13 protein-coding genes are annotated in these 15,182 nt (G+C 69.7%); 7 read left to right on the top strand and 6 right to left on the bottom strand.

Annotated elements, in window-relative coordinates; genetic code table 11:
* Positions 1 to 30: 30 nt before the first annotated feature.
* A complete protein-coding gene (locus tag C8P69_RS05715) occupies positions 31 to 1,110 on the bottom strand; it encodes an inositol-3-phosphate synthase (RefSeq protein WP_108174896.1) in 1,080 nt (359 codons plus the stop codon).
* Between the two features lie 85 nt (positions 1,111 to 1,195).
* Here C8P69_RS05715 and C8P69_RS05710 point away from each other — a divergent pair, with 85 nt between their 5' ends.
* The gene (locus tag C8P69_RS05710) at positions 1,196 to 2,170 is read left to right on the top strand and encodes an NAD-dependent epimerase/dehydratase family protein (protein ID WP_108174895.1); all 975 of its coding nucleotides are present in this window, start codon (positions 1,196 to 1,198) and stop codon (positions 2,168 to 2,170) included.
* A 36-nt stretch (positions 2,171 to 2,206) separates the two neighbouring features.
* A complete protein-coding gene (locus tag C8P69_RS05705) occupies positions 2,207 to 3,313 on the top strand; it encodes a glycosyltransferase family 4 protein (RefSeq protein WP_108174894.1) in 1,107 nt (368 codons plus the stop codon).
* Here C8P69_RS05705 and C8P69_RS05700 read toward each other — a convergent pair.
* From C8P69_RS05700 to C8P69_RS05690, 3 genes are all read right to left on the bottom strand, one after another.
* The gene (locus C8P69_RS05700; RefSeq protein WP_108174893.1) at positions 3,310 to 4,305 is read right to left on the bottom strand and encodes a lysylphosphatidylglycerol synthase transmembrane domain-containing protein; all 996 of its coding nucleotides are present in this window, start codon (positions 4,303 to 4,305) and stop codon (positions 3,310 to 3,312) included. The two genes, C8P69_RS05705 and C8P69_RS05700, sit on opposite strands and share 4 nt — an antisense overlap.
* Positions 4,302 to 5,042, bottom strand: coding sequence for a polysaccharide deacetylase family protein (locus C8P69_RS05695; protein WP_108174892.1), 741 nt, complete (start codon positions 5,040 to 5,042; stop codon positions 4,302 to 4,304). Before C8P69_RS05695 ends, C8P69_RS05700 begins: the two co-directional genes overlap by 4 nt.
* A gap of 68 nt (positions 5,043 to 5,110) precedes the next feature.
* A complete protein-coding gene (locus C8P69_RS05690; RefSeq protein ID WP_108174891.1) occupies positions 5,111 to 5,953 on the bottom strand; it encodes a hypothetical protein in 843 nt (280 codons plus the stop codon).
* A 104-nt stretch (positions 5,954 to 6,057) separates the two neighbouring features.
* On the opposite strand from C8P69_RS05690, the gene C8P69_RS05685 reads away from it, so the two are divergent.
* Together C8P69_RS05685 and C8P69_RS05680 are read left to right on the top strand one after the other, a co-directional pair.
* Positions 6,058 to 6,756 (top strand): CDP-alcohol phosphatidyltransferase family protein, encoded by a 699-nt coding sequence (locus C8P69_RS05685; RefSeq protein WP_108174890.1) that lies wholly within the window; start codon positions 6,058 to 6,060, stop codon positions 6,754 to 6,756.
* Positions 6,757 to 6,766: 10 nt separating this feature from the next.
* Entirely contained in the window at positions 6,767 to 7,666 is a 900-nt protein-coding gene (locus C8P69_RS05680; RefSeq protein WP_170118132.1) for a phosphatase PAP2 family protein, read from the top strand.
* Positions 7,667 to 7,752: 86 nt separating this feature from the next.
* Here C8P69_RS05680 and C8P69_RS05675 read toward each other — a convergent pair whose 3' ends face one another.
* Positions 7,753 to 9,966 carry a S1 family peptidase gene (locus C8P69_RS05675; RefSeq protein WP_108174888.1) on the bottom strand — a complete coding sequence of 738 codons (2,214 nt, stop codon included), beginning with the start codon at positions 9,964 to 9,966 and terminating at the stop codon, positions 7,753 to 7,755.
* A gap of 144 nt (positions 9,967 to 10,110) precedes the next feature.
* Positions 10,111 to 11,358 carry a serine hydrolase domain-containing protein gene (locus tag C8P69_RS05670; RefSeq protein ID WP_108174887.1) on the bottom strand — a complete coding sequence of 416 codons (1,248 nt, stop codon included), beginning with the start codon at positions 11,356 to 11,358 and terminating at the stop codon, positions 10,111 to 10,113.
* A gap of 282 nt (positions 11,359 to 11,640) precedes the next feature.
* Between C8P69_RS05670 and C8P69_RS05665 the strand changes: the two genes are divergently transcribed.
* Genes C8P69_RS05665 through C8P69_RS05655 form a run of 3 tightly spaced genes read left to right on the top strand, consistent with a single transcriptional unit; the run spans position 11,641 to position 15,130 of the window.
* Entirely contained in the window at positions 11,641 to 13,278 is a 1,638-nt protein-coding gene (locus C8P69_RS05665) for an amidohydrolase (protein ID WP_108174886.1), read from the top strand.
* A gap of 5 nt (positions 13,279 to 13,283) precedes the next feature.
* Positions 13,284 to 14,225, top strand: coding sequence for an ABC transporter permease (locus C8P69_RS05660; protein WP_108175550.1), 942 nt, complete (start codon positions 13,284 to 13,286; stop codon positions 14,223 to 14,225).
* On the top strand, positions 14,222 to 15,130 hold the full coding sequence (locus C8P69_RS05655) for an ABC transporter permease (protein ID WP_108174885.1): 909 nt from the start codon (positions 14,222 to 14,224) through the stop codon (positions 15,128 to 15,130). Before C8P69_RS05660 ends, C8P69_RS05655 begins: the two co-directional genes overlap by 4 nt.
* Positions 15,131 to 15,182 lie beyond the last annotated feature (52 nt).

The following is a 15,182-nucleotide window of genomic DNA, read 5'->3' as shown; positions in this document are numbered from 1 at the left end:
GTCGGGCCGGGGCTGAACCGCCGGGGGCGATCAGCCGCGCCCCTCGATGAAGGCGATGGTCCGGTCGCGCGCTTCCAGGTCGGTGTACTGCTTGGGCGGCGACTTCATGAAGTAGCTCGACGGGCCGCCGATGGGGCCGCCGACCTTGCGGTCGAGGGCGAGTCGGCAACAGCGCACGGCGTCGATCACCACGCCGGCGGAGTTGGGGCTGTCCCAGACCTCAAGCTTGAGCTCCATGTTCAGCGGCACGCCGCCGAAGCCGGTGCCCTCAAGGCGGATATAGGCCATCTTGCGGTCGTCGAGGAACGGCACGAAGTCGCTCGGCCCGATATGGATGTTCTCGGCGGCGATCGGCACGTCGATCTGGCTGGAGACGGCCTGGGTCTTCGACTTCTTCTTCGACGTCAGGCGCTCGCGCTCCAGCATGTTGAGGAAGTCGGTGTTGCCGCCGAAATTGAGCTGGTAGGTCCGGTCGATCTTCACGCCGCGGTCCTCGTAGAGGCGGGCGAGGACGCGATGAACGATGGTGGCGCCGACCTGGCTCTTGATGTCGTCGCCGACGATGGGCAGGCCCTTGTCGGTGAAGCGCTTCGCCCATTCCGGGTTCGAGGCGATGAAGACCGGCACGCAGTTGATGAAGCCGCAGCCGGCCTCCAGCGCGCGCTCGGCGTAGAACTCGCAGGCCTTCTGCGAGCCCACCGGCAGGTAGCAGATGATGACCTCGGCGCGGGCCGCCTTCAGCACCGCGGTGACGTCGACCGGCTCGGCCTTCGATTCGGTGACGACGCCGACGAGGTGCTTGCCGATGCCGTCGAGGGTCGGGCCGCGCTGAACCGTCACGCCGGTGGGCGGCACCTTGGCGAACTGGATCGTGTTGTTCGGCTTCGAGAGGATCGCATCGGCCACGTCCTGGCCGACCTTGCGCCCGTCAATATCGAAGGCGGCGACGATCTCGACGTCGCGGATATGGTAGGGGCCGACCTCGACATTCATGAGGCCCGGGATCGACTCACCCGGCTTGGCGTCCTTGTAGTAGTGCAGACCCTGGACGAAGGACGCGGCGCAATTGCCGACACCGACGATGGCAACACGAATGGCAGACCGTGACACGAAACATCTCCAGGCGCTGTGGCCGAATGTCGCCGGCTGCGCGGCGCCCCTTATACTTCATTGTCTCGTCATTTGAAGTCCTGCCGTGCTCCTCGTCACCGGCGCGGCCGGTCTCCTTGGTAACAGCGTGTTGCGCGCCGCGACGGCGCGTGATCTCCCCGCCCGCGCTTGGGTGAGGAGCGCGGCCTCTCTCGCCGCGCTCGAAGGCCTTTCCGGCGACCCCATCATTGCCGATATCGCCACGCAAGATATTGAAAGAGTGCTGGAAAATGTCTCGGCGGTGATCCATTGCGCCGCCCGTGTCGGCATCGGCCGCGGCGATGGCGCGGCGTTCGAGCGCGACAATGTGCTGGCCACCGAGCGGCTGGCGAGGGCCTGCCGGACCGGTGGACAAAGGCTCGTCTTCGTATCGACAGTCGATACGCTGCGCTGGGGCACCCCCGACGATCCGGGCGATGAGGCCGCTCCGACGGAGCGTGCCCGTGATACCACTTATGCCGCTTCCAAGCGCCGCGCCGAGGCCGTGGTCGCCGCCGAAATGGCGCTGGGGCTCGACGCCGTCATCGTTCATCCGGCCTATCTCATCGGCCCCTGGGACTGGAAACCGTCCTCCGGCCGGATGCTGCTGGCGGCGGTGCGCGGCCCCTTCGGCATCGCCCCGCCCGGCGGCAACGACTTCTGCCATGCCGGCGCCGTCGCCGCGACGCTCCTCGATCTCGCCTGCGCCCCGGCGCGCCCGCCCTCCGACCGCTACATCCTCTCCGGCGAGGCGATGACCTATGCCGAGGCCTGCCGCCTGATGCGGCGGGTCGCCGGTCGCAACCCCCATGTCGTGACCGCGCCGGAGCCTCTCGTGCGCATGGCGGGCCTTGCCGGCGATGCGATGGCGGCGCTCACCGGCCGCGAGCCGGTGGTCAATTCCGCCGCCGCGGATGCGGCCTGCCGCCCGCATCACTTCACCAGCGCCCGCGCCATGGCCGAGATCGGCTACCGGCCACGGCCGGCGGAAGAGGCCATCCGCGATGCGTGGACATGGTTCCGCGAACGCGGCTATGCGTGACCGCCGCGGACCCCCGGTTCGCGCGAAAGGACTGCCGTGAAGATTGCCCTCGTCAGCGACTGGTTCGTGCCCCGCCTCGGCGGCATCGAATTGCAGATGCGCGACCTCGCCCTGGCGCTGATGGCGCGGGGCCACGAGGTCCGGGTGATCTGCGGCGTGCCCGGCGAACCGGAGGTGGACGGCATCCCCGTCGAGCGCCTGCCCGGCTTCCGCCTGCCCGGATTCGGCATCGCCGTGACGCCCGACGTCTTCGCCGCCCTGCGCGCGGCCATCGACGGCGGCGGCTACGACGTCGTCCATGTCCATTGCGGCAATGTCGCCCCCATCGCCCACCATGCGGTCCAGCACTGCATCCGCCGCCGCATTCCGGCGGTCGCGACCTTCCACTCCGTGCTGAAATACTACGACCTGCCGTTGCTTCTGCTCGACGCGCTGCATGGCTATGCCCGCTCGGCGGTGCGCTTCACCGCAGTCTCGACCGTGGCCGGCGCGGCACTCCGGCCGCTGCTCAAGGACCGCGTTGTTGCGGCCATCCCTAACGGCATCGATCTCGCCTGGTGGCGTCGGCCCGCCGATGACCGCCCGATCCGCGACACCGTCGAATTCGTCTCCGTGACGCGCCTGCAGAAGCGCAAGCGCGCGCGCTGGCTGGTGCGCGCCTTCGCCGAGGCGGTGAAGGACCTGCCGCCCACGGCGGCGCGGCTCACCATCGTCGGCGACGGCGACGAGCGCCGCGCCATTGCCGGCATCATCGCCCGGGCGGGGATGGCGGACCGCATCATCCTCGCCGGTCGCGAGGAGCGCGATGCGATTCGCGACCGGCTCCACGCCGCGGACCTGTTCCTGCTGGCCTCGCGGCTTGAGGCCTTCGGCATCGCCGCGCTGGAGGCTCGCGCGGCCGGCCTGCCGGTCGTCACCATGGCGCAGTCCGGCGCGCGCGACTTCCTCGTCGAGGGCCATGACGCGCTGCTGGTCGAGGACGACGCGGCCCTCGCCGCCGCCATCCGCCGGCTGGTGGTGGAGCCGGATCTGCGGCAGTCGCTGGTGCGGGCGTCGATCACGCCCCCGGCCGGCGTCGACTGGGCGGATGTCGCGCCGCGCTACGAGGACGAATACCGGGCGGCCATGGCCGCGGTCGCTTAAGGGCTGTCGAGCCGCCGTTCGCCGCGCTCGTCACGCGGCAGGGCCCAGCCGAGATAGGCAAGGCTGACCAGCGAGGCGAGGAAGACGACGCCGTGCTGGACGAGCGCCGCGGCGGTCGCCAGGGGCAGCGGCACACCGAGATACTGGTAGCAGAGGATCACCGTCGCCTCGAAGACGCCGAGATGGCCGGGCGAGACCGGCGCCATGGTGGCAAGGTCGAGGGCCGCCACCACCAGCACCGCCGCCGGCAGCGAGGGCGGGATGCCGACCGCGACCTGCACGGTCATCACCATCAGCACCTCCATGCCCGACTTGGCGAAGGCGAGCACCACCACGGCGAGGCCGAGGCCCGGATGGCGCATCGGCTCGAGATGGTCGACGAAATCGGCGAAATGCCCGAGGGCCTGCGACAGCCGCGGGCCGCGCTGTGCGGCAAAGGCGCGGACCCAGGCTCCGCCATGGGCGATGACGAGCAGCGCCACGGTGAAGACGGCGACGACACCGGCAAGGCCGAGGAGCCCCGAGCGGATCCAGTCGGGCGCCGGCACCAGCAGCGATGCGAGCGCCAGCGTTCCGACCTTGGCGATGCCGGTGACGAGCTGGTCGCCGGCATAGACGGAGGCCGCGGCGGAGGCCGGCAGCCGTCCGCGCACGATGAGGAAGCCGACCGCGGCGACGACGCCGGTCATCGGCAGCGAGGTATTGGCTGCCCCGCTCAGCGCGGTCACCTGCGCCATCCGCCCGAAGCTCGGCCGCAGCGCCTTCGGGGCCAGCAACTGCCATTGCAGGATCCAGAAGGGCCAGCCGGCGAGGCTCACCACGATGGCGAAGATCGCCCAGTGCCATTTGGCGGCGGCGAGCGCGGCCAGCACATCCGCCCAGGGCAGGGCATAGGCGCCGACGGCCGTGATGGCGGCGAGGACGCACCAGCCGAGGATCCACCACAGGCGGCGCGACGGGGCGCCCGCGCCCGGGCTTGCGGGCGCGCTCATGCCCGGTCCGGCGCCATCTGCGCGCCGAGGTCGCGCATGGTCATGAAAGTCGCGCCGCGCCCCTTGAAGTAGCGGATGACCGAGCCGAGCGCGTCCAGAGCCGGCTGCCCCGTGCGGAAGCGGCAGTCATAGCGCAGGTTCGACTGGCGGAAGTCGACGAACTCCCAGGGGTGCACGAACAGCACGACCGGGTCGGGCAGGCGGCCGAGGAAGTACTCGCGCAGGATCTTCGGGATGCGCAGCGCGCTGGAGGTGATGGAAGCCGGGATGCGCACTAGGCCCGGCGCGTTTTCCTCGCCGGGAACGTCCTTCTTGTAGCGGGCCTGCGAGGAATCGAGGCGGAACCCCTGTTCGGCCAGCAGGTCGAGATAATGGCCGGGAAAGCGCAGGTAGGGCGCCCGGAACGAGGTGATCTCGCCGAAATCGCGCAGCCGCTTCGTCGAGTCTTGGATCTCCCAGCGGGCGCTGTCCTTCGACATCCAGTCGAACCGCTGGTGGGTCACGCCATGGCAGGCGAGCTCATGCCCGGCATCGACGATGGACGTGACCGAGGCGGGATGCAGCCGGGCGGTGTCGCCGGTGGTGAACCAGGTGACCGGCACCTGCTCCTGCGCGAAGAGGTCGATGAGGCGCGGCGCGCCCTCGGTGACGCCACGCCACGTCCACAGGAAGGGCGGGCAGTCCGGCTCCATGTCGACGGTGAGCGCGACGCGCAGGGTGGGGAGGGCAGCGGCCATGGCCGCGCTCCTTAGAGCATTTCGCCGGGAAGGGGGAGGGGATAAGGGTTAGGGGAGGGGTCCTCGCCTCACCACCACGCCTTGAAGGCCGCGATGGCCTCGAGGTCGTTGGTGCCGGAGCTGTTCGGCCCGAAGGTCAGCGCCGCGAGGTTGGAGGCCTCGGTTTCGATGGGCAATCCCCGGCCGGGGATGACGAGGCGCGGCACGCCGCGGCGGGCAAGGTGCCCCGCGAACCAGACATCGTCGACAAATCGCACGCCGGGCGGATAGCCGGTGAAGTCGTGGACGGCGGCATCGAGCGCCGCGGGCGGCACGAGATAGCCCCAGGTGCCCAGGAGGATGTCCACCGGCTCCGGCTCCTTCAGCGCCGTGGCGAAGACATGCGGGAAGCTCTTCGGGTGGACGCCTGGCACGATGCGCCAGCCGCGCCAGCCGATGGCGGCCTGCGGCAGGCGGCGGTGCCAGTCGAGCATCTGGGCGATGAAGTCCCGCGGATAGATCACGTCGTCATCCACCACCAGGATGGCGGCGTCAGGCTCCGCCAGCAGGGCGGGGAGCAGCTTCGTCGCAGGTCCCTCGTCGGTCGCGGCGATGACGTCGACGCCGGGGACAGCGGGATGAAGCTGCGGATAGGGCTTGCCCGAGCGCCGCGACACCTCCGGCCGCGCCAGCACGATGCGGTCGGCGGGCACGGTCTGGTCGATGAGGCTGTGGAGCACGGGAGTGAGCCGGTCCATGCGCTCCGGAACGGTGGTCAGCGTCACCACCAGCCGCTCCGGACGGGCGATGACCGGCCCCGGGGAGGGCGCCTCGCCGCGCAGCAATTTGCGTGCGCGGGCGTGATCCTGATAGAGCCTTGCCGGCGTCATGCGTCGAAAGCGCATGAGCGCGTTGCGGATCATCATGGCCATCGGTCAGATCGTCCGGCAGGGTGGCAGCATCTTGACCTTGGCTCGGTTTGGGTCTTGAGGACGCGCTCATTAGCACCGCTGGCTGCAAACGGGGAGCCGGGTTGATGTCGGAGAGCTGGGTCTCGCGCGTTCTTGCGAGCCTCGAAAAGGGCGCCTCCCTGCAGGATGTGGCGCGCAGCGCGGCCTTTGCCGGCGCCCTCGGCCGTGTCGCGGCCGTCCTGGCGCGCACCGGCGTGACGCCGAACACCCTGACCCTGCTGTCCTTGACGCCGGCCCTCGCCTCGGCCGTCTGCGCCGCCTATGGCGCGCTGGCCTGGTCGGCGGTCTTCCTGCTGCTCTCCGGCCTGTTCGACATGCTCGACGGGCCGCTCGCCCGCTCGACCGGCACGGTCAGCCGCTATGGCGCCCTGCTCGATTCCACCGTCGACCGCGTCACCGACGCGCTGCCGCTGCTCGGCCTCACCGTCTTCTTCTCGACCTCCGGCTGGATGGCGGTGGTGCCCGCCTTCACCCTGCTCGCCGCCTATACGGTCTCCTATGTCCGCGCCCGCTGCGAGGGCCTGAAGGTCCAGCTGCCGCCGCTGTGGATGCGCCGCGGCGACCGCATGGTGCTCATCGCCATCGCCCTGCTGCTCGGCCCCCTCTCGCCGGGCTTCACCCTCTTCGGGGTGGGCCTCGTCGGCGTGCTCAGCATTCTTGCCGCCGCCGATGCCCTGCGGGTTGCCCGCAATGTCATCGACGCGCGCCAGCCCGAGGTTCGTGGCCTGCCCGACGCGCCGACCGGGCGCGACGGCCTGGCCTGACGCCCGTCCCATGGCTCTCAATCCCTGGACCCGCCTGACCGACCTCTGGGGCCGCTGGTGGTACGCGCCGCTGCTGCCCGTCCTCTATGCGCTGGCCATGGTGCCGATCGGCATGTTCCGCCCCGAACATGCGCTGATCGCCGGGCTCGTCATCGTGCTTGGCCTGTTCAACCAGACGACCCAGCGCATTACCGCCGTCCTCTATCCCGGCGTGCTCGTCGCCATCGCCTCGGACGCGATCCGTTTCATCCTGCCGGTCTTCGTCAGGACGGGCGCGGACGTCCATGCCTGCGACCTGCGTGACCTGGAGCTCAAGTTCTTCGCGGTGGCGCCGAATGTCACGCCGGGCGACTGGCTGCAGCAGCACGTCACGCCCTTCTGGGACGTGGTCTTCGCCATTCCCTATGCGGCCTTCCTCTATGTGGTGCCGCTCTACGCGCTCTACCTGTTCGTCCGCGATCGCGAGCGGGCGCGGCTCTATCTCTGGGCCTTAGCCATCGCCCATGCCATCGGCTTCACCATCTGGATCCTCTATCCGGCTGCGCCGCCCTGGTACGTCCGGATGGATGGCTGCATCGTCAACATCAAGGCAGCGGCCAGCCCCGCCGGCCTGCTGCGCGTCGATGAGCTCCTCGGCATCACCTATTTCAAGCAGTTCTACGGCCGTGCCGCGAATGTCTTCGGCGCCATGCCGTCGATGCACGTCGCCTTCCCGATGATCGGCCTCTTCGCGGCGGTCGGGGCCGCGACCTGGCGCACCTGGCCGCTCCACATCTTCTATGCCGCGGCCATGTGCGTCGCGAGCGTCTATCTCGACCACCACTGGATCCTCGACGGCATCGTCGGCGCCGCCGTCGCCTGGGTCTCGGTGGTCCTGGCGCGACGGCTGCTGAACTATCAGCGGTCCTGACGCGGCAAGGCCCGCGGCGGTGTCCCGCGCGGGCCCTGTGTCGCGCCGATGGCGTCGCCGGAAGGCCGGCGACGCCCTAGCCTCGATCACTCCAGGCAGTCGAGCGGCAGCACCGACTGGTCGGCGTTCTGCAGGATGTCCGGCGTCGGCAGCGCGGCGCCCGACTCGCCCTCGGCGGCCTGGACATTGTTGGCCGCGAGGAAGGTGCGGACGAGGTCCAGCTTGATGCCGAAGTTGATGTTCTGGGCGGTGCGCTCGCCGGAGATCTTGTCGATCTGCGAGACCACCACGCCGACCACCGAACCCGAGCCGTCGAGGACCGGACCGCCGGAATTGCCCGGCTGGGTCGGCGCCGTGTACTGGAACCGGCTCTGGTCGCCGAGCGCGCCGCGCAGGCCCGAGACGATGCCCTCGGTGACGTTGACGCCGCCGAGCTGCGAGCGGGCGGGATAGCCCACCAGCACCACGCGCTCGCCGCCGCGGACCACCGGGCCGGCACCGGTGCGCAGGCGCAGCGGCGTCGAGGTGGTGTTCTCCTGGCGGAGCACGGCGAGGTCCGCGCCCTCGTCGGCACCGATCAGGCGCAGCGGGATGCGGGCGCCGCCCGGCCGCGAGATGGCAACCGTCGCGCAGCCGTCGATGACGTGGTGGTTGGTCAGGATGTAGCCGGCATCGTTGATGTAGAAGCCGGTGCCGGTGGAGACGACCTGGCCGGTGCGGCCGGCGCGGCCGATGGCCATTTCGGGCGTGGCGCAGAGGTCCTGGTCACGCTTCTCCATGTTCTGGCCGCCCTCGTAGACGACCTTCAGGTCCCAGCGGCAGCCGCCCTCGGTGGGCAGGCGCATTTCCAGGCGGAAGCGCGGCGGCAGCAGTTCCGAGCCGAGGCGGTCGTCGCCCCAGTGGGTGTCGTTGGTCGGGGTCAGGTAGACCTCGCGCACCGCGCCGCGGCCGCTATTGGTGAAGACCACGCGCCGGCCATTGTCCGGCCCGCCGCCATCGACGCGGAAGGCATTGGCGCCGCCGAAGGCGACCTCGCGGCGCTGGCAGAGGTTCTGCCGCATGCGCCGCTCCTCGCGCCCGCCGGTATAGACGATGCGCAGGTCGTAGTTGCACTGGTCGTCGCGCTCGACGCGGGCGGTGTAGCGCGCGCCCGGCTGGATGCGCTCGGCGCCCAAGAGGTCCTCGCCCCAGCTCGATATCTTCGAGGAGGAGATGAACAGCGATTCGATGGGGCGGTCGCCCTCGTTGATGATGGCGACCTGCGAGATGGCGGGCTGGGCCGGGCGGGCGGAGGCGGTCTGCTTGCGCTCGCCGCGGCCGGGGGCCAGCGCCGGGCCTTCCACCACGAATTCCGGCGTGGTGCAGAGGTTCACGCCGTTGCGCACCTCCTCGCGATCGTTGCTGAAGCGCACCTTGACGTCATAGTCGCAGCCGCGCCGGGGCAGCGAGAGCTGGAACGTGCCGCGGGCCTCGACCGTGTCGCTGCCGAGGCGGTCCGGGCCCCAGTTGTTGGTGCCGCGCGGGCGGATGTGGAGATACTGGATCGCCACCGCGCCGCGGTTCTGGATGGTGACGGCGAGCGGCGGCTGGCCGTCCGGCTCGTTGCGGCGCTCCTCTGCTCCGGCGCGCGGGGCGGGATCATCCCCGCCGGTGCCGAAGACCACCTCGCGATTGGCGCAGAGGTCCCGGCGGCGCAGCGTGCGCTCCGACGAGCCCTCGAAGGTCGCGACGAGATCGTAGACGCAGCCGGCATTGCGCTCGAAGCGGCCGGTATACTGGCTGTTGGTCTCGACCGTCGTCGACCCCAGCACGTCCTCGCTCTCGTCGCCATTGGCCGAGACGAGCTTCAGCGTCTGCATCGTGTTGCCGGAGCGGTTGCGCACCAGGTAGAGCGCGACCGGGCCCTGTCGCTGCAGGTCGGCGCCCGTGGTCTGGGTGCGGCCGTTCATCACCAGCTCGGGCCGGGCGCAGAGGTCGATGCCGAAGCGCGTTTCCTCGCGGCCGTTCTCGAACACGCCGCGCACGTCGAAGCGGCACTGCTCGCCCTCGATGGTGAAGCGGAAATTGCGGTTGCGCGCGACCGTGTCGCTGCCGAGCCGGTCCTCGCCCCAGGCGCCTTCACCGACCGGCGCCACATAGAGGAAGCTCAGCGCACCCTGGCCCCGGTTCTGGACGGTGACCTCGGTGCCTTCGGACTGGCGGGGCCGGCGACGCTGCGCCTCCGCATCGGTGGCCTGCACCAGGAAGAGGCAGACTGTGGCGAGGGCCAGCGGCACGCTGGCGCGGGTGAGCAGCGACATGTCGTTCTCCGGTATTCCGGCCCGATGCCGGATCGTTGGACGATCGGTATCGGGTGCCGATTTCTGGACGATTTCGCCATCTCGTGGCTTTGTCGTGACACGGGCCCCGTCGCAGCAACGTGGCTGAAACGAAGCGCCGCCCATTCAGCCCATCAGCGCCATCGCCACGGCCCGGAAGGCGGGCAGGGTGATCGGATCGTTGGCGACGTTGCCGGCCGCCGGGTGCGAGGCGTAGCGGGCAATGACCACCTCCGCCTTCGGGTCGATATAGAGCGACTGGCCGTGGACGCCGCGCGCCATATAGGCGCCGTGGGGGTCATGGCTGACCCACCACTGGGTGCGATAGGACCAGCCCGGGAGCGTCGCATAGCCGGCGGGCGCGAACTTCGCCGGGTCGCCGCCGCAGGTGATCGCCTCGACCACGCTCGTCGGGAAAAGCCGCCGGCCGTTGAACGAGCCGCCGCCGCGCATCACCTCGCCGAACCGCGCGAGGTCGCGGGTCGTGGTGTTGAGCCCGCCGCCGCCGCTCTCGATGCCCAGCCGGTCGACGGTGTAATGGGCATCTTCCTCGGCGCCCATCGGCTGCCAGATGCGGGTGGAGAGCAGCTCCGACAGGCTGAGGCCGCTCGCCCGCCTCATCACCCATGCCAGCACGTCGGTGTTGACGGTCTTGTAGGCGAAGACCCGGTCGTGCTCGCCCTGCTTGGCGATCGTCGTCAGGTATTCGAGCAGCGAGGGCTGCGGCACGCCGGGCAGCGGCGGCGCCATGCCATTGGCGCGGCGCAGCGCGAAGATGTCCGAGCTCGGGTCGGTGTAGATTTCCGAGTAGGCAAGGCCCGTGGTCATGTCCATGACCTGCCGCACCGTCGCATCGCCGAAGGCGCTCCGGGCCAGTTCCGGCACATAGGCGGTCACCGGCGCCGCCGGGTCGATCAGGCCGTCGGCGACCAGGATCCCGGCGAGGGTGCCGGTGAAGGACTTGGTGACGGACATGCCGATATGCGGCTGGTGGGGTTTGAGCGCGCCGAAATAGCGCTCGAAGACGATCCGCCCGCGATGCAGCACGACGATGCCGTCGGCATAGGTGTCGACGAGCGCGCGGGCGAAGGTGGTGGCCTCGCCCCCCATCGTCGTCACCGGCAGGGCGTCGAGGTCCTGCTCGGCGCGCGGCAGCGGCGAGGGGCCGCCCGTTCCGCGCCAGACATTCACCGTCGGCACGATCTGCCGCACATGGCTCCACGACCAGCGCAGCTGCGGGAAGGCGCGGAAGGAGCCGTCCGCATAGGTGATCGCCTTGTCCGGCGGCGGCGGGAAGCCGGTCATCCAGCCGAGCGCGACCGGATCGCTGGCCTCGGGGCCGGGGGGAGGGGCGGGAGTCGCGGCGGTGGTCATGGCTCGGGATCCCTTCGGGGATGCTGCAAGGCTCTCGCCCGCCCTCACCGGTACCCCAACAGGTCGCATCGCCAGGCGATACAGTCGTTCCGTTGGATGTTGATGTCGCGCCGAATTGCTGCTCACATCGGGGGTGCGGGCGGGAGAAAGTTACCGACCTTACCGTCGCGGGAAAACAAATCCACCCCGCCGCCCGCTGGTGTGCCCCTCGTCCCTGGCATGTTGCCGGTGCAATTTTCGGCATGCCACGATGTTGGGCATTGATGGGTTGAGGTGTGTTCGATGGCGATGTTGCCGAAGGCCGATGTTGTGTTGCGGGGCGGCCGAGTTTTCGTGGCCTATGGGGCGCCGGTGGCCGAGGCCATCGCCCTCTGGTCTGGCAAGGTCCTCGCCGTCGGGTCTTCGTCCGACATGGAGCCGCTGATCGGCCCGGCCACGCGGGTCATCGAGCTGCGCGGCCGGCTCGCCACCCCCGGCCTGTTCGAGGCCCATGCCCATCTCCTGCCCATGGGTCTGTCCATGGCCGAGGTCGATGCGCGGCCCCAGAACGCCAACACGCTCGATGGTCTGCTCGACCTCATCCGCGAGGCGGCCGCGAAGAAGAAACCCGGCGAATGGATCCTCGCCCGCGGCTATGACGATTCGAAGCTCGACATCCGCCGCCACCCGCACCGCACCGAGCTGGACATGGCGGCCCCGGACAACCCGGTCTACCTGGTGCGCACCTGCGGCCATCTCGCGGTCGCCAATTCGCTCGCCCTGAAGATCGCCGGCGTCACCACCGCGAGCCCGGTGCCCGCCGGCGGCGCCATCGAGCAGACCAATGGCTCGCTCACCGGCCTCATGGCCGAGAACGGCCGCCAGCCCGTCCAGGCCGTCCTGCCGGCCTATACCGACGAGGACCATGTCGCGGCCATCGAGCGCGGCGCCAAGTACATGAACTCCTTCGGCATCACCTCGACCATGGATGCCGCCGTCGGCATGCGCTCTGGCTACCGGGAGATCATCTCCTACCGCAACGCCGTGCGCACCGGCCGCCAGCCGATCCGCGTCACCCAGTGCCTCCTCGACATTCCCGGCGGCATCCTCGGCCGCTGCTACGAGGAGGGTCTCGTCACCGGCTCGGGCGACGACATGCTGCGCGTCGGCCCCGTGAAGATCTTCACCGACGGCTCGGCCGGCGGAAAGACCGCCGCCATGACCCGTCCCTATGCCGGCGAGGAGGAGACCCACGGCATCTACTGCCTCACCGACAAGGAGATGGAAGAGGCGACGATGGAGGTCCACGCCAAGGGCTACCATCTCGCGGTCCATGCCATCGGCGACGGCGCCATCGAACAGACGCTGGTGGCCATGGAGAAGGCGCTGGCGAAATATCCCGACCCGGACCGCCGCCACCGCATCGAGCATTGCGGCTTCAACACCATGGACCAGATGCGCCGCATGCGCGCTGCCGGCATCGAGCCCGTGCCGCAGCCGGTCTTCATCTACGATTTCGGCGAGCTCTACGAGAAGGTCATGCCGGACGACCGGCCGGGCTCCAGCTATCCGATGAAGACCTGGATCGACATGGGCTTCCGCCCCGCCGCCTCCACCGACGCGCCGGTCTGCGACGCGAATGTCTGGCCGAACTTCTACACGATGATCACCCGCAAGACCCACAAGGGCACGGTCATCGGCGGCGACCAGATCATCTCCATCGAGCGCGCCATCCAGGCCTATACGGAGTTCGGCGCCTATGTGAACAAGTGCGAGGACCATCGCGGCACGCTCCGGCCCGGCATGGCTGCCGATGTCGCAGTGTTCTCCCGGGACTTGCTCACCGCCTCGCCCGAGGCGATCCTCTCCGACACGCGCTGCGATCTGACGATCCTCGGCGGCGCCTGCGTCTATGACGCGACCGGCGAGTGGAGGGCCTGACGGGCATGGGCGTTCACCTGATCCACCGCGCGGTCCTCTCGATCCCCGTCCTGTTCGGCGTGCTGCTGCTCGGCTTCTTGCTGCTGCAGCTGGTGCCCGGCGACGTCGCCCAGGTCATTGCCGGCCCGCAGGCAACCCCCGAGGTGGTGGCCCAGATCCGCAAGGATCTCGGCCTCGACCGGTCGCTGGTCGTGCAGTTCTTCATCTACATCACCCGGGTCCTGCAGGGGGACCTCGGCTACTCGATGATCAACAACACGCCGGTCATCCACGAGCTCGCCGAGGCCATCGGCCCGACCGCCGAGCTGATGCTGGCCTGCCTGATCTGGTCGGTGCCGGTGGGCATCGCGCTCGGCACCATCGCCGCCGTCTATCGCGGCCATGCCCTCGACCGCATCATCATCGCCATCTCGGTCTTCGGCGTCTCCATGCCGGTCTTCTTCATCGGCCTGATGCTGATCATGTATGTCGGCTACCACTGGGAGCTCTTGCCCTTCCTCGGGCGGGCCGGCCCCATCTGGACGCTCGACGGCCTCGCCCATTTGGCGCTGCCCTCGCTCACCCTCGGCCTCATCTTCATCGGCCCCGTGGCGCGCATGACGCGGACGGCGGCGCTGGAGGTGATGAATGCCGACTATGTGCGCACCGCCCGCGCCAAGGGCCTCGCCGAGCACACGGTCATCATCCGCCACGTGCTGCGCAACGCGCTGATCCCGGTCGTCACCCTGATCGGCCTGCAGGCCGGCTATCTGCTGGGCGGCGCGGTCGTCACCGAAACCATCTTCTCCTGGCCCGGCGTCGGGCGGCTTGCGGTGGGCGCCATCCTGGCGCGCGACTTGCCTCTCGCCCAGGGCTCCATCCTGATCCTCGCGGTCTCCTTCATCGTGATCAATCTCATCGTCGACGTGCTCTACGGCATCCTCGATCCCCGGGTCGGCAAGCGATGACCGCTGTGACGGCCTCCCCCGCCGCGGCCCCCGCCCCGGACTCTCCCGCCCCGCGCCGCTTTCCGGCGCTGCGCCGCCTGTTCCGCGACAAGCTCGCCATCGCCGCGGCCATCATCCTCATCCTGCTTATCGTCGCCGCGATCCTTGCGCCGTGGCTGGCGCCGAACGATCCCTATCTCACCAACACGCGCCTGCGCATGCTGCCCCCCGTCTGGGAGGCGCGCGGCCGCTGGCAGTTCCTGCTCGGCACCGACGGCCTTGGCCGCTGCATGCTCTCGCGCCTGCTCTACGGATTGCAGGCGACGCTGCTCATGGGCGTGATCGCCACCGCCATCGGCGGCTCCATCGGCATCGTGCTGGGCCTCGTCTCCGCCTTCTACCGGCGGCTCGACGGGATCATCATGCACATGTCGGACATCCTGCTGTCCTTCCCGGCGATCCTCCTCGGCCTCGCCTTCGCCGCCGTCGTCGGCCCCGGCATGACCGCGGTCGTCGTCTCGCTGGCCATCGCCACCATCCCCACCGTGGTGCGCGTCACCCGCGCCTCGGCGCTGGTGGTGATGGGGCAAGACTTCATCGAGGCGGGCCGTTCGATCGGCCTCACCGACGGCACGCTGCTGGTGCGCTACCTCGCGCTCAACTGCATCTCCTCGGTCTTCGTCTATCTGACGCTGCGCTTCGGCCAGGTGATCCTGCTCGGCTCCGCCCTGTCCTTCCTCGGCCTCGGCGCGCAGCCGCCCATCGCCGAACTCGGCACCATGGCCTCCGCCGGCCGCAACGAGCTCTTCCTCGCCCCGCACATCTCGGTCATCCCCAGCCTCGTCATCGTCGTCCTGGTGCTCTGCGCCAACGTCCTCGGCGATGCGCTGCGCGACATGCTCGATCCGCGGCTGAGGCACGGCTGATCCACCACAAGGCCCGGCCAACGGGTCAGATAACCAAAGGTCTCCAGAGGAG

Source organism: Phreatobacter oligotrophus (genome assembly GCF_003046185.1).
Taxonomy (GTDB): Bacteria; Pseudomonadota; Alphaproteobacteria; order Rhizobiales; family Phreatobacteraceae; genus Phreatobacter; species Phreatobacter oligotrophus.
The sequence above is the reverse complement of the archived record's forward strand: the minus strand, read 5'-3'. Positions and strand labels throughout refer to the sequence as shown.